The 21316-nt window shown below is 71.5% G+C and carries 20 protein-coding genes and 2 pseudogenes; 9 read left to right on the plus strand and 13 right to left on the minus strand.

From position 1 onward, the window contains the following. Positions 1 to 173 precede the first annotated feature (173 nt). The gene (locus OG294_RS01130; protein WP_327064453.1) at positions 174 to 1472 is read left to right on the plus strand and encodes an LCP family protein; all 1299 of its coding nucleotides are present in this window, start codon (positions 174 to 176) and stop codon (positions 1470 to 1472) included. On the opposite strand, the gene OG294_RS01135 is transcribed toward OG294_RS01130, so the two are convergent. Both OG294_RS01135 and OG294_RS01140 read right to left on the minus strand, forming a co-directional pair. After that, on the minus strand, positions 1390 to 2043 hold the full coding sequence (locus OG294_RS01135; RefSeq protein WP_327064454.1) for a hypothetical protein: 654 nt from the start codon (positions 2041 to 2043) through the stop codon (positions 1390 to 1392). The genes OG294_RS01130 and OG294_RS01135 overlap by 83 nt on opposite strands. Positions 2044 to 2395: 352 nt before the next feature. After that, positions 2396 to 3139: an SDR family oxidoreductase gene (locus OG294_RS01140; protein WP_327064455.1), complete on the minus strand. Its 744-nt coding sequence runs from the start codon at positions 3137 to 3139 to the stop codon at positions 2396 to 2398. A 99-nt stretch (positions 3140 to 3238) separates the two neighbouring features. On the opposite strand from OG294_RS01140, the gene OG294_RS01145 reads away from it, so the two are divergent. The 3 genes from OG294_RS01145 to OG294_RS01155 all read left to right on the plus strand — a co-directional run bounded on the left by OG294_RS01145 (position 3239) and on the right by OG294_RS01155 (position 5118). After that, complete coding sequence (locus OG294_RS01145) at positions 3239 to 4123, plus strand: LysR family transcriptional regulator (protein ID WP_327064456.1); 885 nt, start codon at positions 3239 to 3241, stop codon at positions 4121 to 4123. A 460-nt stretch (positions 4124 to 4583) separates the two neighbouring features. Beyond that, positions 4584 to 4862, plus strand: coding sequence for a hypothetical protein (locus OG294_RS01150; protein ID WP_327064457.1), 279 nt, complete (start codon positions 4584 to 4586; stop codon positions 4860 to 4862). Further along, on the plus strand, positions 4855 to 5118 hold the full coding sequence (locus OG294_RS01155; protein ID WP_327064458.1) for a hypothetical protein: 264 nt from the start codon (positions 4855 to 4857) through the stop codon (positions 5116 to 5118). The genes OG294_RS01150 and OG294_RS01155 overlap by 8 nt, the downstream gene beginning before the upstream one ends. Before the next feature lie 27 nt (positions 5119 to 5145). Here OG294_RS01155 and OG294_RS01160 read toward each other — a convergent pair whose 3' ends face one another. Continuing rightward, positions 5146 to 5634, minus strand: coding sequence for a hypothetical protein (locus OG294_RS01160; RefSeq protein ID WP_327064459.1), 489 nt, complete (start codon positions 5632 to 5634; stop codon positions 5146 to 5148). Between the two features lie 800 nt (positions 5635 to 6434). Between OG294_RS01160 and OG294_RS01165 the strand changes: the two genes are divergently transcribed. After that, a complete protein-coding gene (locus OG294_RS01165) occupies positions 6435 to 7142 on the plus strand; it encodes an SDR family oxidoreductase (RefSeq protein WP_327064460.1) in 708 nt (235 codons plus the stop codon). 576 nt (positions 7143 to 7718) lie between these two features. Here the strand turns inward: OG294_RS01165 and OG294_RS01170 are convergent. The 3 genes and pseudogenes from OG294_RS01170 to OG294_RS01180 all read right to left on the minus strand — a co-directional run. Beyond that, on the minus strand, positions 7719 to 8243 hold the full coding sequence (locus OG294_RS01170) for an AAA family ATPase (RefSeq protein ID WP_327064461.1): 525 nt from the start codon (positions 8241 to 8243) through the stop codon (positions 7719 to 7721). 649 nt (positions 8244 to 8892) lie between these two features. Further along, entirely contained in the window at positions 8893 to 9633 is a 741-nt protein-coding gene (locus OG294_RS01175) for a lytic transglycosylase domain-containing protein (RefSeq protein WP_442789095.1), read from the minus strand. A gap of 853 nt (positions 9634 to 10486) precedes the next feature. Then, positions 10487 to 10666: pseudogene (locus OG294_RS01180) on the minus strand (IS701 family transposase); the annotation flags it as partial. Between the two features lie 182 nt (positions 10667 to 10848). Here OG294_RS01180 and OG294_RS01185 point away from each other — a divergent pair. From OG294_RS01185 to OG294_RS01195, 3 genes are all read left to right on the plus strand, one after another. Continuing rightward, positions 10849 to 11073: a hypothetical protein gene (locus OG294_RS01185; RefSeq protein WP_327064463.1), complete on the plus strand. Its 225-nt coding sequence runs from the start codon at positions 10849 to 10851 to the stop codon at positions 11071 to 11073. A gap of 205 nt (positions 11074 to 11278) precedes the next feature. Then, positions 11279 to 12067, plus strand: coding sequence for an alpha/beta fold hydrolase (locus tag OG294_RS01190; protein WP_327064464.1), 789 nt, complete (start codon positions 11279 to 11281; stop codon positions 12065 to 12067). A gap of 143 nt (positions 12068 to 12210) precedes the next feature. Further along, complete coding sequence (locus tag OG294_RS01195; protein ID WP_327064465.1) at positions 12211 to 13413, plus strand: aminotransferase-like domain-containing protein; 1203 nt, start codon at positions 12211 to 12213, stop codon at positions 13411 to 13413. Positions 13414 to 13528: 115 nt separating this feature from the next. Here OG294_RS01195 and murJ read toward each other — a convergent pair whose 3' ends face one another. The 3 genes from murJ to OG294_RS01210 form a co-directional block, all read right to left on the minus strand. Beyond that, a complete protein-coding gene (gene murJ / locus OG294_RS01200) occupies positions 13529 to 15835 on the minus strand; it encodes a murein biosynthesis integral membrane protein MurJ (protein WP_327064466.1) in 2307 nt (768 codons plus the stop codon). 220 nt (positions 15836 to 16055) lie between these two features. Beyond that, entirely contained in the window at positions 16056 to 16343 is a 288-nt protein-coding gene (locus tag OG294_RS01205; protein WP_327064467.1) for a hypothetical protein, read from the minus strand. An 835-nt stretch (positions 16344 to 17178) separates the two neighbouring features. Further along, a complete protein-coding gene (locus OG294_RS01210) occupies positions 17179 to 17940 on the minus strand; it encodes an SDR family NAD(P)-dependent oxidoreductase (RefSeq protein ID WP_327064468.1) in 762 nt (253 codons plus the stop codon). Between the two features lie 179 nt (positions 17941 to 18119). On the opposite strand from OG294_RS01210, the gene OG294_RS01215 reads away from it, so the two are divergent. Further along, the gene (locus tag OG294_RS01215) at positions 18120 to 18791 is read left to right on the plus strand and encodes a GntR family transcriptional regulator (protein ID WP_327064469.1); all 672 of its coding nucleotides are present in this window, start codon (positions 18120 to 18122) and stop codon (positions 18789 to 18791) included. Between the two features lie 166 nt (positions 18792 to 18957). Here OG294_RS01215 and OG294_RS01220 read toward each other — a convergent pair whose 3' ends face one another. From OG294_RS01220 to OG294_RS01235, 4 genes and pseudogenes are all read right to left on the minus strand, one after another. Next, positions 18958 to 19290, minus strand: coding sequence for a hypothetical protein (locus OG294_RS01220; RefSeq protein WP_327071817.1), 333 nt, complete (start codon positions 19288 to 19290; stop codon positions 18958 to 18960). Positions 19291 to 19360: 70 nt separating this feature from the next. Then, positions 19361 to 19819 (minus strand): annotated as a pseudogene (locus OG294_RS01225) (SDR family NAD(P)-dependent oxidoreductase); the annotation flags it as partial. Further along, complete coding sequence (locus OG294_RS01230; protein WP_327064470.1) at positions 19806 to 20663, minus strand: helix-turn-helix domain-containing protein; 858 nt, start codon at positions 20661 to 20663, stop codon at positions 19806 to 19808. The pseudogene OG294_RS01225 and the gene OG294_RS01230, both read right to left, overlap by 14 nt. 84 nt (positions 20664 to 20747) lie before the next feature. Continuing rightward, complete coding sequence (locus OG294_RS01235; protein ID WP_327064471.1) at positions 20748 to 21305, minus strand: GNAT family N-acetyltransferase; 558 nt, start codon at positions 21303 to 21305, stop codon at positions 20748 to 20750. Positions 21306 to 21316: the final 11 nt, after the last annotated feature.

Here is a 21316-nt window from a genome sequence, read left to right on the forward strand (position 1 = left end):
GGGCGGACGCCCGACGGTTCAGGGTGCGTCGCGCGGCACCGGGGACCGACCGGGGGCACACTGATGGTTCATCAGAGGCGGGGCCTTGCGCCTTGCGAAGGCGGCGCGAAGGCGGCGCGGCGACGACTCGGCCGAGGACCTGCCGTCGGCACGGACGGGGAACGAACACACGCATGGGTGACCACCAGCCCTCCCGCGACGGCGCGGACCAGGTGACGAAGCAGCGGCGGCGCAGGCGCCGGATCGTGCTGTGGCTCGGCGTCCCCCTGGCCCTGCTACTGGGCGCCGGCGCGTACGTGTACGTGGACCTGGACGGCAACATCAGGAGCAGCGCGCTGTTCAGTGGGACCGGCGGTCAGGCCCCGGAGACGAAGGACGCGGCCGGCCGCAGCCCGGAGAACATCCTGGTGATCGGCTCGGACACCCGCGACTCCGCCGCCGACTGCGCGATCGGCGGGGACTGCGGCCCTGGGGCCAACGCCGACGTCGAGATGCTCGTCCACCTGGCCGCCGACCGCACCAACGCGACGGTGCTGAGCATCCCGCGCGACGTCGTGATGAGTCTGCCCGGCTGCACGGACCCGACGACCGGGCAGGTCCACCCCGGCGCCGGCCAGGCCGTCATCACCAGCAGCCTGCAGTACGGCCCCGGCTGCACGGTGGCCGCCGTCCACCAGCTGACCGGGATCACCATCGACCACTTCATGATGATCGACTTCTCCGGGGTGGTGAACATGTCCGATGCCGTCGGCGGAGTCCGGGTCTGCGTCGACAACAACGTCTACGACCCGGACTCGCACCTCAAGCTGACAGCCGGAACCCACACCCTGCAGGGCCTGGCGGCACTGGAGTTCCTGCGCACCCGGCACGGCTTCGGCGACGGCAGCGACCTCGGCCGTGAGGACGCCCAGCACATCTTCCTGTCCGCGATGGTCCAGAAGCTGAAGAGCGCCGGCACGCTGACCAACCCGGTCACGCTCTACTCGCTGGCCAGCGCCGCGACCAAGGCCCTGACCGTGGACCCCGCCCTCAACGGGCTCGCCGACCTCGCCGACCTCGCGAACCAGCTCAACGACGTGCCCACCAATCGGATCACCTTCCTGACCACCCCCAACTCGCCCTACACCGGCGCCGATCCGGTCTTCGCGCAGGACCTCGTACCGGCCCCCGGGGCGTCGGCCGTCTTCCGGGCGATCCTGGCCGACCGGTCGTTCTCCGGAACCGGCAGCCCTGCGACGGCTCCCCCGAGCACGCCACCGAACGCCGGGAAGGCCGCGGACGCCGTCCACACCACCGCCCCGCAGAGCGCTCCCCCCGCTACCGCCCCGACCACCGCGCCCGGCGACACCAACGCGCTCAACGCCGCCGCCGCACCGGGCTGCGCCAAGGTCAGCACCGAGGACACCACCGCGTTCGGCTCCCCGGTCCAGGCGTTCGCGCAGAACCCGGACGTGCCGAACTCCGCTCCCTGATCCGGGACGGAACGCGCGTGTCGGCCAGGACCAGCCCGGTCCAGGACAGCCACGCGGGCAGCGCCCGACTCCCCCGTGCGGTGCGCGACACCTGCCACAGGGCCAGGCCGAGCGTGCCGATGGCGGGGGCGGCGCCGGTGATGAAGGCGAGGTCCATGAGGGCGCGGGACACCGACAGGTCCGTGGCGGAGCCCAGGAGCGACAGGACCCAACCCGCGCTCGCGGACAACACCAGCAGGACCCCGGACGCAGTGCCCGCCGCCCGGACCACGCCCGCCCGCACCGCGGTGCCGTGGCGGCCCACGAAGTCCGTGAGCCACGGGACGAAGGCCAGCAGCGCCAAGGCCGAGAGCATCTGGAACAGAGCCGTCAGCTGCAGCGAGCGGTGCAGCGCAGCGGGATCGGCGGCCAGGTAGCGCCGCACCACGTCGTCGCCCGAGTACGGGGTCGCGAACGGCCCGGACGGCGCGGTGACGCCGCCGGCGACGAGTCCGGCCACGAAGAGGACGGCGTACAGAACACCGCTGAGCGCTCCTGCGGACCGTCGGGCAGGCGGGGTGAAGGGCGACACGGTCAACAGCCTCCGGTTGTCGGGACGGTGCCGGTTGGAAGGCCCAGGTCCGGCGCCGTTCAGTCCACCGGATCGGCGCTGCTGCCGGCGTCCTCCGGCGGACGGCTTCGGGCGTACTCCCGCGGGAGCAGCGAATCCCCGGGCGGCCGGAGGCCTGCCGCGGAAGGACGGTGACGCCGTGTGGCTGAGCTGGTCCGCCGTCCTGCCCGGCCACGACGGTCCCGTCGTCCATCGCCACGGCTTCCGGTGCCCGGACTGTCCGAGCACTGACCGCTGACCGCGGACCGGTCCGGCGCCACCGCACCATCACCCGCGCCACCCGCAACGGCGCCGGTGTCCTGCCGCACAGGCCCTAGAGTTGCGTGGCCCCTCCGTCGACGGGGAACTCCGCTCCGGTCGAGAAGGTCGCACCGAACGCCAAGTACGCCACCGCGGCGGCCACTTCCTCGGACGACCCCAGCCGCTGCATCGGGTTGCCGCTCCGGAAGGTGTCCCTCATCGTCTCGACGACGTCGGCCGGCAAGGAGCGGTCCAGGATGCCCGTGTCGATCGGCCCGGGGCTCACGGCATTGACGCGCACCCCGCGCGGCAGCAGCTCGCGGGCCAGGGTGCGCGTCATCGACCGCAGGGCTGCCTTGCTCGCCGAGTAGACACTGAGCGCGTCCAGGCCAAGGACGTTCACCACCGACGTGGTGAGGACCACGCCGCTTCCCTCGCGCAACAGCGGCGCCAACGCCTGCACCGTGAAGTACGGGCCCTTGGCGTTGACGCCGAACAGCGCGTCGTACATCTCCTCCGTCGTCGAGTCGAACGGCGCGGACGCGGTGACGCCGGCGTTGACGAACAGCGCGTCCACCGCGCCGAGCCGCTCCTGGACCGTGCCGGCCAGCGCCTTGACGTCCTCCAGGGACGCGGCGTCGCTGCGCACGGCGATCGCCTTGTCCCCCAACTGCTCCAGCGCGGCGTCCAGGGTGGCTCGGGTCCGGCCGGTGATCAGTACCTGTGCCCCACCATCGGCGAACAACCGGGCCGTAGCCAGGCCGATACCGCTGCTTCCGCCCGTGATCACGATCTTCTTGCCGTCATAAGTGGTCATGCCCTCAAGCCAAACGTCCACCCGCACACCCTGTCCAAGACCCGTTCCGCATGCCGTCATGCCCCAGGCGCATGACGGCGCGCGACGTACCCTGGGCGGATGGACCTCGACCTGCGGCTCGTGCGCTACTTCACGGTCGTGGCGGAGTACGGCAACTTCGGCCGGGCCGCCACCAGCCTCCACCTGGCGCAGCCGTCGCTGAGTCGTCAGATCCAGCGGCTGGAGGCCCAGCTCGGTGTCCGGCTCCTCGACCGCACGCCGCAGGGCAGCAGCCTCACCGACGCCGGTCAGGCCTTCCTTCCCAGGGCCCGGAAACTGCTCCACGAGGCCGAGCAAGCCGCTCACACGGCCAGAGCCACCGTCCAGTCCCCCGCCATCACCGTCGGCTGCGCCGAAGGACTGGTCATCACCGCCTGGGTACAGGAGCTGCGCCGCCGGCACCCGGACGGCCGGGTCCGCACCAGGCACCTCGACTGGCGGGACACGCGCGCCCTCGCCGAGGGGCGGGTCGACGCCCTCGTCGCGTACCGGCCCCTGCCCTTGCCCACGGACGGCTTCCGGGTGACCAAGCTCCACGAGGAGCCGCGGGTGCTGGTCACCTCGGCGAGTCATCATCTGGCGAACGAAGAGGCCGTCAGCCTGCGGGCCCTGTCGGACGAGGGACTGGTCGCCTGCGTCAGCACTCCGGTCCTCTGGGGCACGCCCAAGCCCGTCGGCAACCGCCCGGCACCGCCCCCGCCCGCGATCGACGACAGTTACGAGGACAAGCTGGAACTCATCGCCACCGGCCACTGTGTCGCCATCTTCCCTGCCGGCGATCGACGCGCTGCCGTGCGCGAGGACATCGCCCTGGTGCCCGTCATCGACATCGCTCCCTGCGAGGTCGTGCTCGTCACGCGCACTGACGACCCCAACCCGCTGCTCGGATCGCTGGAAGACGTCGCACGGACATGGCTCGGCGGCTCCCCCGGGCTCCATGATTGAACGCCGGGCACCCCGGGCCGTCACACCCCCGGCGGGGCCGGCCCAGGGTGCGCGACACGGGCCGCTGCCGGCCGGCGCGCTGACCGGGCCCCGCCCTTCGGCACGTCGGTGAGCGGCGTGGGTGCGGGGCAGGGCACGGTGAGGCGGCCGACCTCATCACGGACCTGCCGTCCGCAGCCGACCTCGTCACCAGGTTGGCAGCCCAGGTCGGGGACGCACTGAACCGAGCCGGAAGGCACCGACCCGGCAACCAGCCGCGAACCCACGGCTGACGACGCCCGGCCGAAACGGTGTGCCCGCTGACGACGATGCGAGGTGCGGAAACGTAACCCGGCCTCCGGGGCTGGTCCAAGGTGAACAAGGTCGACCGACCGTGCCTGCACGGGCCGCGCCACCGGGTAGCGTAGGCCCGTCCCGACAGGGCGCAGCCGCCCTCGCCACAGCGAACGGACTCTTCGCCATGACCGCACAGCCGATCGAGCAGCACCTGCCGCAGAGCCGACTCCCGCAGACCATCAGGGAGTTCCGGGCGGTCCTCCCCGCCGGCGACCTGCAAGTCTTCAACAGCGAGGTCGAGGACGTGCCGCTGCACGAGATCGACCGGTACCTGGAGGCCTGGCAGCACGTCCTGCGCCTGCGGGCGATCCCCGAGATCGGCGACGCACTGCGCAGCGCCGGCGATCGCCCTGGCACCCCGATCGGCGAGATCTTCCCCGAGTGGGAGGAGACCGGTGTCTGACCTGCCCGACGTCTACCTCGACGACTCCGCCCGCACCGTCGCCGTCACCCTGACCCCGGACCAGCGTCGCAAACTGCTGCACACGCTCCGGAGCATCCAGCGGGACCCGGAGATCGGCAGGCCGTACACCCCCGGCGGTGATCTGTCGGGCCGTCTGGTGGTCGCCCCGGGCGACCGCGCGGTTCCCGGTATGACGATCGTCCACCGGATCCTGGACACGGAGATCCGAGTCGTACACATCCTCGCCGGCCCGTAGAACACGGAGCAGCGGGACCGGCTCGCCTCACGTGTCCGGCGGTGTCGACATCATCCTGATCCGGTCGGCGGCGAGATCGAACCCGAGCAGCGGCCGCACGCCACCACCTTCGGGGAACAGCGGCACCGACGTGCCCAGTCGGCGCCCGATCGCGGCCAGAAACCCGCACAGGACGTCCAATCGCTCCTGCCCCTGGAGTTCCCGCAGGTCGAGGTCGAAGTCGATCTGCTCCTTCCCGAGGAAGCGGAAGATCGCGCAGACCCCGGGATCCGGCCACACGCGCAGGCTCGGACACTCGGCATCGGCCGGGCGGGCCAGTACCGCCTCGGCTCGCGGCAGCGGCAACACCGCGCTGCCGTCGGCGTACTCGAAGGCCCAGCCCTGTTCCCCGATCAGGTCGAGCACGGCCTGCCAGTCCGCCGCCGTCGTGTGCTCGATGAACGCATCGGGCAGGCAGCCCTCCTGGGTGGGATCGAGCAGCCACGCGACCCGGTCGTCCCACAGCAGATCAGCCATCCCGCCATCCTGCCCGCTGGGTCCTGACTTGCCGACCGAATTTTCCGTCGGCGACCTGGCCCAAGCCGACCAGGACTGGGTGACCAAGGGCGCCCACGTCAACCTGCAGGACGGCGTGGAGGTGGCCCTCCGGCCCGACCGCAAGGGCGGAATCATGGGCGAGGCGAAGTTCTACGCCCGCGTGGCCACCCACGGCGATCTGCTGGGGGTTGGGCATCGGCTCGCATCCCGCCGCATGGGAAGCCGGACTCGCCACCGACCATCTGGACGTCGGTTCGCCGGGCTTCATCCGACGGGACTACGGACTCGTCGAGGTCGACTTCCAACAAGGCGGGAACGGGTGGTCCTGTTTCGGCATCAGCGTGCAGGTCCACCGCCTACGCCTGGACGGCCCCTCCGCGGTGTCCGGGCCCCTTCGAGACTCGTACGGTGCGTTCCCGCCCCGGACGACGTTCGAGGAGCTGAGCGCGGCAGTGGCCGCCCCGGGCGTCTCGGTCGAACCGGACAACGACCCCTCGGCCACGGAGATCCACCGGTACCGCGTGCCTCAGTCCGGCGTACGGATCTTCGTCGTCGCTGATGCGTCCCCCGACGCGGGCCCGCAGGCATCACAGGGCACAGGCCCCTCGGGGCGAAGCCGCCCGCGCCCAGCGAAAGGGCGCGGGCCAGTCACGTGGCGCCGGGCGGCCGGTCGGGGAACCGGATGACGACACGGCGTGCCGGCACGAGTGGTTCGCGCGCTCCACGTGATGAACTGCCCTTGGCCATGGGGCCATTCACCTGGAGTGCGGGAGCTGACGATGAAGGACTCTCCGGTCACGCTGATCACCGGCGGCAGCAGCGGAATCGGCGCTGCCGCGGCCCGGCAACTGCTGGAGCTCGGCCACCGGGTCACGGTCACCGCGCGCGGTGAAGAGCGGCTGCGCCACTTCGCCGAGGAACTCGGGCGGCCCGAGGCCCTGGTCACCGTCACCGGGGACGCGAGCGAGCCCGCGGACGTGCGGACGGCCGTCGCGACCACCGTGGAGCGGTTCGGCCGACTGGACAACGCGGTGGCCAACGCCGGCTTCGGCACTGCCGGCACCCTGGCCGACGGCGATCCCGAGCACTGGCGCGCCATGGTGCTGACCAACGTGCTCGGCCCGGCCCTGCTGATCAACGCCGCGCTGCCGGCGCTCACGCGGTCGCGCGGCCGGATCGTCCTGGTCGGCAGCGTCGCCGGGCACATCAACATCCCCGGCAACCTCTACGGCGCCACCAAGTGGGCGGTGACCGGCCTGGCCGAGAACACCCGGCTGCTGGTGACCGGCTCCGGGATCGGCGTCACGCTGGTCGCCCCGGGCCGCGTGGAGACGGGCTTCTGGAACCAGCCCGGCGGCACGGCCAGGCCGGACGCCCCGATGCTGACGGATGACCAGATCGCGGCATCGATCGTCTGGGCACTGACCCAGCCGCCCGGAGTGGACGTCACCAGCGTGACGGTCCGGCCGATCGGCCAGGAGCGCTGAGCCCGGGGGAACCCTCGGCGGTTTCCAGAGGCCGAGAACTCCCCTCCAGCCCACACCGGCCCCGGCCCCGGCCCCGGCGCAAGTCACGGTCACTGTCCCGCCACGGCGTCAAGGCGCGGATCTCGCATCGCCGTGTGAACGCGCGTGCGCCGAATCAGCGACGACGGAGCGTCAGGCTCGCGTCAGCCGGCGGTCAGCCCGGTGCCGCACCATGGTCATGTGCCCAGCGGACGACGGCAGTCGACCGAAGAGCACGAGGAGAGGTGGCCGGAGCGGCTTATCGGGGACCTGGGTCGCAGGACCCGGTCGGGTGCATGCCCACGCAGGTTCGAATCTTGCCTTCTCCGCCCGGCCGACGGAAACGAGCGCCCGACCTGCTGATCGCCTCCGCCTGACTGGCCACCGGCCGCCTCGTGGGCCGCGCCGGCGAGCACTCCGCACGGCGCTCGGACGAACTCGCCCCGTTGTGAGGGCGATACCGCCCTACTGGCCCCGGGTTGTCCGCCGTCCGGGCGGCGGGAGCGGTGACACCGGCCGGTGCGGCGGGAGGGCGCTGCGGAGACGGGGTGGGGCCGTTCAGGCGAACGACGGCCACCGCTCTACGGCCCACTCCCGCCAGGTCGGCCACCCCGGAGGCGGGCCGTCGAGCTCGCGCCCGTCGAGTTCTGCCACGTCGGGCTCCTCGAAGTGCGTCCGCCCGTGCAGGATGTCGGCCTCGGTCATCGGGAACGTTTCCCCAGGGGTGGTCGCCCAGCGGTGGGCGATCCGGGCGCGTTGGGTCTCATCGTCCACTGGCAGGTAGATCATGTGGAAGAGCACGTCCTCCGCCTCCACCAGCCAGCGGATCGCGGTCCGTTCGTCCCGGGACCAACAACCGTAGTCCACCACGACGTTGGTGCCGAGCCTCACCGCCTCCAGGGCGAGCCAGAGCATCCGTCCTTCCAGCACGTCGCGCTTCCCGTCCGCCTCCGATGCACCGAACAGTGGAAGCATCCAGTCGTCGGGCGTAAGCCGCAGCGCGCCGTGCTCCTCGGCGAGTTGCCGGGCACGCGTCGTCTTGCCAGCCCCTGGCAGGCCGACCATCAGGAATAGCGTGGTCACACCGGGATCGTGTCAGGGAAGGCCGGCGGACGACCACCGCTCTTTCGCCGACTTCCAGCAACCACTCGCCCCAGGTCGGCGGACGGGACAACGGGGTGAAACCCTGCGCCGCTTCGCCGTGATCTTCGTGTTCCAGGCGGTGCGGGGCCGGGTTGAGGTGGCCTTGGAGGCGGGCGTGGCGGAACTGGTGGACGGCACCGGCCTGGCGCAGGAGTCCGCGCTGGTAGGCGCCGTCGAGGAGGGCCATGGTGTCCCAGGGGAGGCACCCGGTGAGGGGGGAGGCAGATGCGGGTGAAGAGCAGCCACTGGCCCCAGGCAGTGAAGGCCAGCGTGTAGCAGGCGGTGGTGATGAGCCCGGTCTCCGTCCCGGAGCCGAGGTCCTGCCAGAGCGGAGCCGGTCGTGCGGTGCTGCCCAGGAGCATGCCCCCGAGTACGCGCGAGGCGAGGGTGGCGGCCATGCAACCAGAGGTGGACCCTGTAGGACGGTGATCCATACTCCTGGCCGAGTTGAACGCGGCCGGCCCGATCGCTGACGCGCGCCCGCCGGGGCGCCTCCCCCGTGTGTGCGAGGGAGACGCCCCGACGGCTCTTCGTCACAGCGGCGCCGACGTCAGGGATTCACGGAAGGCGCGGCTGCCCGACGATCACGCTAGTACGCGTGGTGGACCTGCCAGAACGACCAGGCGTCACACGGGCTGCCGTAGGTGCTGTTCATGTAGCCCAGGCCCCACTTGATCTGGGTCGCGGGGTTGGTCTGCCAGTCCGAGCCGACGGAGGCCATCTTCGAACCGGGCAGCGCCTGCACCAGGCCGTACGCGCCGGAGGAGGGGTTGCGGGCGGTGACGTCCCAGCCGCTCTCACGCGTGACGATGTTGCTGAAGCACTGGAACTGGGTGCTGTCCATCAAGCTGGCCGCGATCGACTGCGGCGAGCCCCCGGAGGACGAGTCGCCGGGCGAGGCGGAGTCCGTGGTGGTGGCGAGCTGCGACCTGGCCGCGGCGCGGGCGGCAGCCTGCTGCGCGGCGGCGTCGGCCTTGGCCTTCGCGTCAGCAGCGGCCTTCTGAGCTGCGGCGGCATCGGCGGCCGCCTTGTCGGCGTCGGCCTTCGCCTGCGCGTCGGCGGCGGCCTTCAGCCGGGCGGCCTCCTGAGCGGCCGTCTGCGCCGCGAGGTCGGCCGACTGCTGCTGAGCCGAGGACTGGACAGCGAAGTTGTCGCTGACGATCTGCGCCTGGGCGGCTGACGGCACGTCCGCGAGGAGCGTGGCTCCCGCGACGTCGACCGACTGGGGCGTAGCGCCCTCGCTGCTCGAGGCCACACCCACGACGGCACCGACGGCGGTGACGGCGGTGGCAGAGACCACAGCAACTCCCCGGACCGAGATCCGAGTCACATGGTTTCCTTCCAGCGTCGCCCCCCGCGTGACCTTGAGGACGCAATGTGCCCTGGTCACTGGCCTCCACCTGTAGCTGGTCACGGGAGACGCTGGCCCGGAGCCCGGGTACCGGACGAGCCGGTGCGGGCAAGGAGTTCGGGCGGCGTACGGACCATCGGTATTCAGTTGACGCCCAACAAACGGGCCGTACGCGGGGCCTGACAGAAGCCTCACCATGCCGCAACCGCACATGGGTACGCAATTCCCGCCTACGTGGCGAAGCTCACATCAGCCCCCGCAGTGGAGATCGGTCGTTCGGCGGGCAGCACCCGGTTCGATCTGCCGACGATCCGCCCGACTCCCGCCGAAGACCTGCACCCAGAGGGATCGTTCGCATACGCCATGCCGTGGGCTGCGGCTGGATGCCCTCAGCGTCCCGGCCGTCGGGGCGACACTCGGGGAGCACCTGGAGCATGTGAGGGTGATATGCGCGAAGAGCGGATTCCTTTACAAGGGACCGCCCCTGCCGCACGGCGTGATGCTCGCGTCACCACGACCGGACGAATCCTCACATCGGCGACGCCTCACCAGAGCGACGAGCAGCAAGACCGTGTGACGAGTGCTGTGGGCCACCGGCTCATGTTTACCCGGGGCCCGTACGGCCACTCATCCGAGGTGGAGGACGTCTCTCCCGACATGGCGGGTTGGGCTGCACGGCTCGGCCCAATACGGCAGCTGTAGATCGTGATCATGGTTGAGCTGCTGCTTGTCGCAGGTGGTGGCTGTCGCGGGCTCGGGCTTGGTGGCGTCGTCGCCAGTGGGACCAGCGGAGGCGGTGCGCTGCGGTGTGGGCGGGCCGCAGGATCAGCGCATCGGCGTCCCACTTGGCACGGCCCAGTAGGTGCTGCATCCCGTGCGGGCTGGTGTCCCCGGCGTGCTCGACGATCGTCCGGCAGTTCTCGCGCGGCAGGGCCGACAGCAGCCCAAGTACCAGTGAGCGGGCCCGGCGTCGGGGTTCCACCCGGGCGAACCGACCTGCGACACGGCCCATCAGGCCCTCGAACATCGCCTGCCATCGTTCAACGTCTACGCTGTGACCTGCGGCCACTGCCTGGTCCTTCACTGTCTTCACAGACCACGATGGTCTTCGGTGGCCGCGCTGTTGCCCAGGCGAGCAAGGTCACGGCCCACGGCCCTGGACTCCCGGGCGCCGCCCGAGGATGGAAAGCCCTGATGAGTCGCTACGAGTTGAACGAGCGCGAGGCCTTCCTCGCCATGTCGCGGTTCGTGTGGCAGTTCGCGAACCGCGCCGGGGACGACCTTCTCACGCTCCTCGGCGACATCGGCATCGAGGCGGACGGCGGGACGACGGACCCCGCTGCGTGGGAGGACTGGATGAGGTGCGTTCGTTCGGTCGTCGACGGCGCAGAGGACCCAGCAGGCGGGTCGGCAGGATAGAGGGCCGCAGAGGGCCGCTCGAGGACAAGATCACGATCTACAGCTGCCATACTGACCCGCCACATCGGGAAGATCCACTCAACGACGCGGCCCTGGGGGCCCAGCGGAACGCTCTGCGCGGGCGGCTGCTGAGCCCAACCACCCGAGCGCCTTCGCTCGCACTCGACTCCCTTCACCAGGGCTGACGGTTCGTAGGATGAGCCGCATGGAACGCGAATCAGTGCATGTGACGCTGTGGCAGGACGAGGCATCGGCGGCGACCGTTCCCCGCGTGCTTCTCGTGCACGGCACGATGAGCTGGGGGACCGACTCCTTCCGGGGCCAGCGCCCGCTCGCCGACCGGTTCCGGCTGGAGCTGATGGACCGGCGCGGCTTCGGGGAGAGTCCGGACATCGAGCGCAGCGACTACGAGGTGGACGCCGAGGACATCGTGGAGCTGCTCGGCGCCGGCGCGCACCTGGTGGGGCACTCCTACGGCGCTGCCGGTGCGATGATCGCGGCGGCGCGCCGTCCGGAGGCCATTCAATCGCTGACGCTGATCGAGCCCTCCGCGCTGCGCGTCGCCGAGGAGCACCCGGCGGTGGGGGCTGCGTTGGTCCGGATCCGGGCGGCTTTCGGCGAGCAGCGCGCGCCGATGAGCCCCGAGGAGTACCTGCGCTACTCGACGGAGGGCTACGGCCTCCCGGTGCCCGAGTTCACGCCGCAGCTGCTGCGTGCCACCGCGTCGGCGATGGCGGAGCGCGTCGCCTGGGACGCCGAGATCCCGTTGGCCCCGCTCCTGCTGGCCGGCTTTCCGAAGCTGGTGGTCAACGGCACCTGGGAGGGGGCGCACCCGGAGTACCGCGCGTTCATCGGCGAGGCCCTGATGGCGTGCGGCGAGTTCATCGCGGACCGGATCGGCGCCCGCCACGCCCGGATCATGGGGGCCGACCACGCACCGCACCAGGAGCAGCCCGCATCCGTGAACCGCCTGCTCGCCGAGGTCTGGACCTAGGGTTTGCGCGAAGGTGCTGGTCAAGGCCGCTCGTTGATCCCGGCGACCAGCACCGTCACCGCGTCGCACCCGGCCGGCCGCACGGCGACCGGATCATGGAATCTTGCTGGACGAACGACTGAGTCTTCGTAAGGTGGGCCAGTATGACGACAACACTTAATCTCGGCGTTGCCCCGGCCCCTGCTCTTGCCGCCCGCACCACCGCCGTGGCCGGGTCCCCGGTCCGGGAGATTCTGGCGCTGACCGCTCGCCCCGAGGTCATCTCGTTCGCGGGCGGCCTGCCCGCTCCCGAGCTCTTCGACGCCGAGGGCATCCGTGCGGCCTACGACGCGGTGTTGCGCGAGTCGCCGCGGCAGGTGCTCCAGTACTCGACCACCGAGGGCGACCCGTTGCTGCGCGCGTCCGTCGCCGCCCGGCTCAGCACGCGCGGACTGCCGACCGATCCCGAGGATCTGCTGATCACCGGCGGCTCGCAGCAGGGACTGTCGCTGCTGGCCTCGGCCCTGCTGGAGCCCGGCGACACCGTTCTGGTCGAGGACCCGACCTATCTTGCCGCGTTGCAGTGCTTCGGACTCGCGGGCGCGCGGATTGTCCCGGTCCCCACCGATGGTGACGGCATCATGGTGGAGGCGCTGGACGCGCTCATCGCGGCGGAGCGGCCCAAGCTGCTGTACCTGGTGCCCAACTTCCAGAACCCGACGGGCCGGACCCTCCCGCTCGCGCGCCGCAGGGCTATCGCGGAGGTCGCGGCGCGGCGCGGGCTGTGGATCGTCGAGGACGACCCGTACGGCGAGTTGCGCTTCAGCGGCGAGCCGGTGCAGTGGATCTCGGGCTGCGCCGGGGCAGAGGACCGGACGGTGCTGCTGAGCAGCTTCTCCAAGGTGATGGCTCCCGGCCTGCGGCTCGGCTGGCTGCGCGGACCTGCCGCCATCCGGCGCGCCTGCGTGATCGCCAAGCAGGCCGCCGACCTGCACACCTCGACGGTCGACCAGGCCGCTGCGGCCCGTTACCTCGCCGACTGCGACCTGGACGCCCACCTCGTCACCGTCCGCGACGCCTACCGCGAGCGCCGCGACGCCCTGCTCGCCGGACTGGCCGACGCGTTGCCGGACGGGAGCAGTTGGAACCGTCCGGACGGCGGCATGTTCCTCTGGGCCAGCCTGCCTTCCGGCTACGACGCGACCGCCCTGCTCCCGCAGGCGGTCGCCCACAACGTGGCCTACGTGCCCGGCGCTCCCTTCTTCGCCGGCCACCCGGACCCGGCCACGCTGCGCCTGTCGTTCACCACCCACACCCCCGCCGAGATCGCGGACGGCCTGACCCGGCTGGCCAAGGCCCTCAGCTGACCCCGGGCCTGCCTGCGGCCCGCCCTACAGCGAGCCGCAGGCAGGCACAGTCCTGCATGTGGTCGCAGAGCGTCAAGAAGTTCCACGACGGACGCCGTGCCCGTCTGACGGCCGCTCAGCCCCGGCCACGCCGCCGCCGTCCGCCGGGCTTGGGCGCCTGCGGGTACGGCAGCCGCAGCTTGCGGGCCAGCGGCGCGACCGCCGAGGCGGCGCCGGCCGGCTTGGCCAGCACGAAGAGCGAGAGCAGCACGCAGAGCGACCCGACGGCGAGCCCGATCGCGTTGCCGAGGAACATGTTCACAGTGCTGGCCGTGCCGAACATCCCGCCGATCCGGCCCGCCACGAAGTGCCCCACCAGCGCCCCGGGCAGGCAGGCGAGCAGCAGCCCCAGGTGCAGCCCGTAGACCCGCCGCCCGTCCAGGCCGCTGCGCATCGGCGCGCTCAGCGCGGCGCGCAGCACCCGGGTGCGAGCCTCGGGGTCGTCGGGAGCGGCGGGAAGCGAGCGCAGCCGGCGGGCCAGCGCCTGCCCGGTGATCACCATGCTGATCACACCGGCCACGGTCTGCGCACTGGCCATTCCCACCACGATCCAGCGCGGGCCGAGCAGCAGGTAGGCCAGGTAGGAGAGCAGCACGTTGGTGCCGGAGGAGACCACGGTCAGCCAGAACGGGGTGCGCGCGTCGCCCATCGCGTAGAAGCCGCGGGCCAGTGCGTACTGCGCGCAGAGGAACGGGATGCCGATCGCGAACGCCAGCAGCGTTTCGGAGATGACGGTCAGACCCGTCCCGTTCCTGGCGGCGGCGCCGTATCCATAGGCGAGGCCGGAGATCTGACCGGCGAAGGCAGCGAACAGCACGGTCGCCGGGACGATCATCGCGGCCGAGGTGCGCAGGACACCGGCCAGGTCCTCGCCGATCCCGGTCAGGTTGCCCTCGGTCGCGGACCGCGACATCCGGGGCAGGAGCGCGGTCACCAGCGAGACGGTGATCACGCCCTGCGGCACCACGAACAGCTGGTAGGCGTTGGAGTAGGCGGCATTGCCGACCCCGTCCAGGTGGACCTTGGCGCCGAGCGCGTCGGCGGCGGTGGTCAGCGCGGTGAGCTCGGTGAAGGCCACCTGGGTGGCGATCATCAGCAGCAGCGCCCAGCTCGCGGCCCGTAGCGGTCGGCCCAGGCCCGCGCCGCGCCAGTCGAACCGGGGCCGGAAGCGGTACTGCGCCGCCCGCAGCGAGGGCAGCATGCCCAGCGCCTGGACCACCACGCCCAGCGTGGTGCCGACGCCCAGGAGCATCGCCTGGCCCGAGGTCACGTCACCGGCCGCCTTGGCGTGGCCGCCCATCACGATGTAGAGCCCGAAGACCGCGATGACCACCACGTTGTTCAGCACCGGGGTCCACATCATCGCGCCGAACCTGCCGCGCGCGTTGAGCACCTGCCCCAGCAGGGTGAACATGCCGTAGAAGAGGATCTCGGGCAGGCAGTAGCGAGCAAAGGTGACCGTCAGATCGCGCTGCGCCCCGGTGTAGCTCGGTGCGTACACGCTGACGATCCACGGGGCGGCGAACACCGCCACCAGGGTCAGCGCCACCAGGGCCACGCCGCACAGGGTGAGCAGACGGTCCGTGTAGGCGGCGCCGCCGTCCTTGTGCGTCTTGGCGACCTTGACCAGCTCGGGCACGAAGACCGAGTTGAGCGCGCCGCCGACGAGCATCACGAAGATGACGGTGGGGATCGTGTTGCCGATGGTGTAGGAGCCGGCCACAGCGCCGACGCTGATCGCCGCGGCCACCGTCGCGCTGCGCACGAAGCCCAGCGCCCGGGACGCCAGCGTGCCGAGGGCCATGATCAGACCATGGCGCCCGGCCGTCTCCTCCCCCGCGGGCTTCGCCGACGCCTCACCGGTCTCCCGCTGCTGTGGCAGTCGGGCGGGGGCCTGCGGCGGGTAGGCGTCCTGGGCGGAGACGGTGCGAAGGGACATCGTCGGTGGGTCGTTGAAGGCCATCGGCATGCCGTAGTCCGCAGGCAGGACGTACGGCTGGGAGACCGCGTACGGCTCCGGCTCGGTCCGGTAGTACCCCGCGGAGTACTGCTCGGCGCCCGACTGCCCGCCTTGCCCTGGCAGCCGGCTGTATCCCCCTGTCCGGCCGTAGGCCTGCACCGGCCCGAAGCCGTCGGCCGACCCGTCGCCCTGCGGCTGCCCGAACCCCTGCGGCTGTCCGTCGCCCTGCGGCTGTCCGTACGGCTGCTGCTGCTCGTGGACCGGCGGGTAGGGGTACACCGGCTCCCCGTACGCCGTCGACTGCTGCTGCCCGGTTGGATCCGCTTCACCCTGCGTCGGTGCCGCCAGGTGCGGCTGCGCCGCCCCGTTCGACTCGGGTGAGCCGTACGGGCCGTACGGCTCACCGTCCGTGTGCGTGATCATCGAACCCCCGTCGCTCAATTCCTGGGCAGGTACTGCCGCGGGGCCAACCACAGAGCGAGCGCGGTCGTTGTGGTCGGTGCACGGAGCCGGCGCATGAGCGCGAAACTCCGGACGACCGGCCACTGCCGTGCTGTCGTGCTCAGTTCCCCCGCACCGGGCATGGATACGTCCGGTCCAAGCACTCTGCCCTGCCCGAGCGCCTGCTACCGGCCGGTGGGGATCAGGCGCGTTCCTGCTCGCTCACGTCTTCGACTGCTGCGGCCCGGGCGCGGCGGCGGCCCAACACAGTGAATCCCACCGTCACCAGGCCGATGGCGACGATCCTGGCGGCCTGGTAGTAGCCGGACGCCAGCTCCTCCGGAGTGCCGGGCAGCCTGAAAGAGACCCACGCTGCCGCGACTCCCCCAAAGACGATCAGTGCGACGGCTCCCCACGTCCCGAGTTCCGCCCACCAGGCGCCGTGGGAGCCATCCCGCTCCTCGGTCTGCTCAACGTCTCGGTCGGCCATGCTCTGTTCTCCTGGATGTGTGGGGGCGGTCGCGAGGTAGGACGCAGGCTCGGCGCGGAAGGTTCTCCGGGCGGAAGGGCACTGGCGCACCCTCGTCGAGGTTCGCATGAGCGCCCAGCACGCCACCGCACTTCTGCGTGCTCGGCCGGGGTGCTCGTGCTGGCCGCGGGCGGGTCTGTGGTTCTGATCATCCGTCAGTGAACCCTCCTGGAGGTACCGTCACGCCCGCCCGCAGACGAAACGCCGTGCCAGGGCGGTACGGTAGCTTCGTGCGCTGGGGATGCGCGGCAGGGGGAAGGGGACGCCTTGATCGACGGAACTGATGAGAGCGGTCCACGAGTCCCCGAGCCGTGACCGGACCTGGCGCGGCGTGCGGCACCGTTTCTTCCCGCCGGCAGCGAGGTACGGCAGGGGTTCATCTGGGACGCCATCCCCGTGTTGGAGAGTGGCAAGCTCTCCGGCGGCGCCCGGCCCACGGCGTCTGGCGGGCACGATGCCACGGCAGACCCGGCTCGGCCCGGTCTCCGGCCGTTGGGGGCAGGTGAGCATCCTTGGCGAGCGTCACTGGGTTCACAAGCGCTTCTTCGACCAGATCGCTGCCGCGGACCGAGAGGCCGGTCTCGCTCGATGAAGGCCCGCCACCTTCGACGTTCCTGATTGCCGACACCGGCCTGGCGGTTCCAGCCGTGCGGGCTGAGGATCGAATCCAGCTGGCGGACGGCGGAGTTGAGTTGTCCGGCCCAGGGTCTGCGTCCGGCTCGGTGAGGCGTCCGGTTTCGGTGAGGCGTCCAGGGTGTTCGTCAGCTTGGCTGTTCGCCCGCTGCCGCCGTTGGGCTCATGTACGCAGGTGGGACGCACCGTTGAGGTCGACGACGGTTCCGGAGGCCCAGACCGCCGCGGGAGAGGCCAGGAAGTGCACAGTGGCGGCGATCTCCTCCGGGGTGCCGACCCTGCCGAACGGGCTTTCCGCTCGCAGGCGTTCGCCCTGCGGGCCGGACAGCTTCGCTGCCTGTCGCTCGGTGGCGACGAATCCGGGGGCGACGGAGGTGACCGCGATGCCGTGCGGAGCCAGTGCCACGGCCAGCGATTGGCCGAGCGCGTGGAGCGCAGCTTTCGTCGCTCCGTACGCGGGGAAGTCGGGTTCGCCCCGGAACGCTCCGCGTGAGCCGATGTTCACGATGGCGCCGCCGGCACCGCGCTCCACGAGATGGCGGGCCACGGCCCAGCTCAGGTCGGCGGCACCGAGCAGGTTGACCTCGACCATGCGCCGCCAGATCCGCTGCCAGTCGGCCAGCGGGGTGTGCGCGATCGGGTGCCGGGTCTCGGCCGTGGGAGCGACGGCTGCGTTGTTCACCAGGACGTCCAGCGTGCCCAGGGCGGCGAGCGCCTCGGCCACCGCGCGCTCGGCCGCGCCGGGCTCCCCCAAGTCGGCCTGGAGCAGCGTGTGCCCCTCCCCCGGCAACTGCCGCAGCGTCTCCTCGGCATCCGCGCGGCTGCCGGCGTACTGCACCGCGACGCGGTCGCCGCCGCGGGCGAAGGCCAGCGCGACCGCACGGCCGATGCCGCGCGAGCCGCCGGTCACCAGGACGCCCCTCATCGGGCGGACACCATCGACTCGTCGCACAGCATTGGGGCTCCTCTCCAGCGGACTCGCTGACCGGACCAGCCTGCCCAGGGCAATGTCTTGATGTCAACATTGGGATCCACGGAGGGGCCAGGCGGGCTTCCGTACAGGATTGACTGGTGCGAACGATGACCGGATGTCAACATGCCTCCATGTCCTCTGTCCTGCCGAAGGCCGCTCGTCGCGGGCTGGCCGATGAGGCCGCCGACCTGGTGCGTGCGGCGATCCTCTCCGGCCATTTCCCGCCCGGGTCCGCGCTGCGCGAGGTCGAGCTGGCCGAACGCCTGGAAGTCAGCCGAGGTTCGGTCCGGGAAGGACTGGCGCAGCTCGAAAAGGAGGGGCTGGTCCGCGGAGGCTGGCACCGCAACACCGTGGTCATCGAGGTGACGGCCGAGGACGTCCAGGAGGTCTACTCGCTGCGGGCCGCCCTGGACCGGCTCGCCGCCACCACCGCGCGGCGCAACGCCACCGCGCAGCATCTGGCCGAACTGGACCGGCTGGTGGCCGAGATGGCCGCCGAGAGCGCCGGGGCCGCCGATGCCGGCCGACTGGTGGCGCTGGACCTCGCCTTCCACGACCAGATCTACGCCGCCGCCGGGAACGGCAGGCTCATCACCGCCTGGCAGGCCATCCGCTCCCAGCTGCACCTCTTCCAGTTGCGCCGCGTGGACGCCGGCTACGGCCACTACCGGGCACGCGTGGTCGACGAGCACCGCGAACTGGCCGTACTGCTGCGCTCCGGCGACCGTCGGACACTGGACCGCCGGGCAGCGGAGCACGTGGACTCCGCACGCCGCAGCCTGCTGGCGGATCTGGCGACCTGAGCCCGGGCCTGAGGCCGGCCGCCGCCACAAACAGCGCGGCCGGGACCCATGATGCCAGCAGCGGCCCTGCGCCCGGTGCCTTCCGAGCGGTGACCGACCGGCGGCAGCCTGTCCAACGCCGGCCGCGCGCGCCCGTGGTCAGCCTCGGGATCGGTGAGGCACGCCGTCAGTCTGCGGCCTGCGTCGCCGGGAAGTCGGTGCTGAGGGTGACCTCCCGCCAGTCGTCGAAGGTGGCCTTGAGGGTGTCGAGCTTGGCGGTGGCGATGTCGTAGGCGGCCTTGCCCAGCAGCAGGCGCAGCGGTGGCTGTTCGGCCGTGACGGCGTCGATGACGGCCCGGGCGGCGCGTGCCGGGTCCCCGGGCTGGTGGCCGTAGGTGGCCAGCGTGCCGGCGCGCCGGGTGCCCGCGGTGGGGGCGTAGTCGTCGATGGTGGTGGCGGACTGGCGCATGGAGGGCCCGGACCAGTTGGTGCGGAATGCGGCGGGTTCGACGATCGTCACCTTGATGCCCAGGGGGGGCGACTTCGGCGGCGAGCGACTCGGACAGGCCCTCCACGGCGAACTTGGTGGCGTGGTAGTAGCCGGTGGCGCCGAAGCCGACCAGGCCGCCGAGTGAGGAGACGTTCACGATGTGGCCGGCGCGGCGGGCGCGCATGCCCGGCAGGACGGCTTTGGTGGTGTCGGCCAGGCCGAAGACGTTGGTGTCGAACAGGGAGCGGATCTCGTCGTCCTCGCCCTCCTCGACGGCGGCGAGGTAGCCGTAGCCGGCGTTGTTGACCAGGACGTCGATCTTTCCGAAGGCGGTCTGCGCCCGGGCGACCGCCGTCGCGATCTGCCCGGAGTCGGTGACATCCAGCGGCAGTGCGAGGGCGCGTTCTTCGTGTCCACGGATCACATCGGCGACCGCGCGGGGGTCTCGGGCGGTGACCACTGCCCGCCATCCGCGCTCCAGCACGGCGGTGGCCAGTGCCCGGCCCAGGCCGGAGGAGCAGCCGGTGATGAACCAGACCGGTACGTCAGGGGAGGTCATGCGGGAGGTGCCCTTCGCTCGAAGTATCGTGGAAATGGGTGAGGGTGGGGCCGGCGAGCAGGGCCAGTGACCGCTCGGCGGCGGTGCCGGGTTCGGCCCGGTAGACGACGAGGTGCTGGCCGGGGGCACTGTTGACGGAGAAGGTCTCGAAGCCCAGGGTGAGGTCTCCGACCAGCCGATGGTGGAAGCGTTTCACCGAGGCCGTCTTGGCCCGTACCTCATGGCGCGCCCACATCCGTGCGAAGTCGTGGCTGCGCACGGACAGTTCGCCCACCAGCTCCTGCAGCCGCTGATCGTCCGCCGTGGGGTTGGCGGCTCGCAGCGCGGCCACGCAGCCCTGCGCGACGACGGCCCAGTCGCGGTAGAAGTCCCGGGCGGCCGGATCGAGGAACATCGCCGTGATCAGACTGGTCTCGCTGCCCAGCCAGCAGAACAGCGCCTCACCCAGGGAGTTGAGGGCCAGGAGGTCGAGGTACCGGCCGTAGACCAGAGCCGGTGTGTCCGCCCAGGTGTCCAGCAAGGACACCAGTTGCGGGCCCGCGTACTCCCTGGCCGGCTTGGGGCGCCCTGGTTGCGGCGGATCGACCAGCGCGCGCAGGTAGGCGGCTTCCTCGCCTCTCAACAGCAGGGCTGCCGCCAGGGCCCGCAGGACCTGGGGCGAGGGGTTGCGTTCACGCCCTTGTTCCAGCCGCATGTAGTAGTCGGTGCTCACCCCGGCGAGGACCGCGATCTCCTCGCGTCGCAGACCGGGAGTACGGCGCGCGCCCGCAGGCATCCCGTGGTCCTCGGGACGCACCAGCGCGCGCCGGGCCCGCAGGAACTCGCTCAGCCGTTTCGTGTGCATGCCCACCACGGTAGGGGCAGGCACCGCGAGGAAGGTGGCCCTGCCGCACCCACCCGGTCGGCGCGAACCCTCTGTCGGGCAAGGTCAGTCGGACGTCGTGCCCCGCGACCACACGCCGAGCCACTGCTCGGCGCCGTAGTCCTCGAACCGCTCCACCTCGGTGAACCCCAGCTTCGCCGCGACGCGCATCGAGGCCGCGTTGGCGGTCTGGGTGGAGAGCACCACCGGCTCGCCGGGATGCGCGTCGGCGAACCAGTCGAGCGCCGCCGCGCATGCCTCGGTGGCGTACCCGCGCCCCCACGCCTGCGGCAGGAACAGGTAGCCGAGCTCGGGCTCCCCGCCTTCCGGACGGATGTGGCCCTTGCGCTCCGGGTCGCGCCGATCGAGCGTGATCATGCCGATCGCTGTCGCGTCGAGCTCGGCCACGAAGAAGCCGAAGCGCTGTCCGGGCACCTCGGGCATCGCGCGCTCGAGCTCGTCACGCGGTCGAGCGCCGCCGACATAGGTGCCCACCTCCGGTGAGGCGGCCAGCTCGATCAGCGCCGCACGGTCCCGGGCCTCGGCCTCGCGGAGCACGAGCCGCCCGGTCTTGATCGGGGCAGGCGGCCAGGCGACGGGGTTCACGGTGGTCTCGTCCGGCATGGAACGGCTCC

The organism is Kitasatospora sp. NBC_01302 (assembly GCF_035976515.1).
In the GTDB taxonomy this organism is placed as follows: domain Bacteria; phylum Actinomycetota; class Actinomycetes; order Streptomycetales; family Streptomycetaceae; genus Kitasatospora.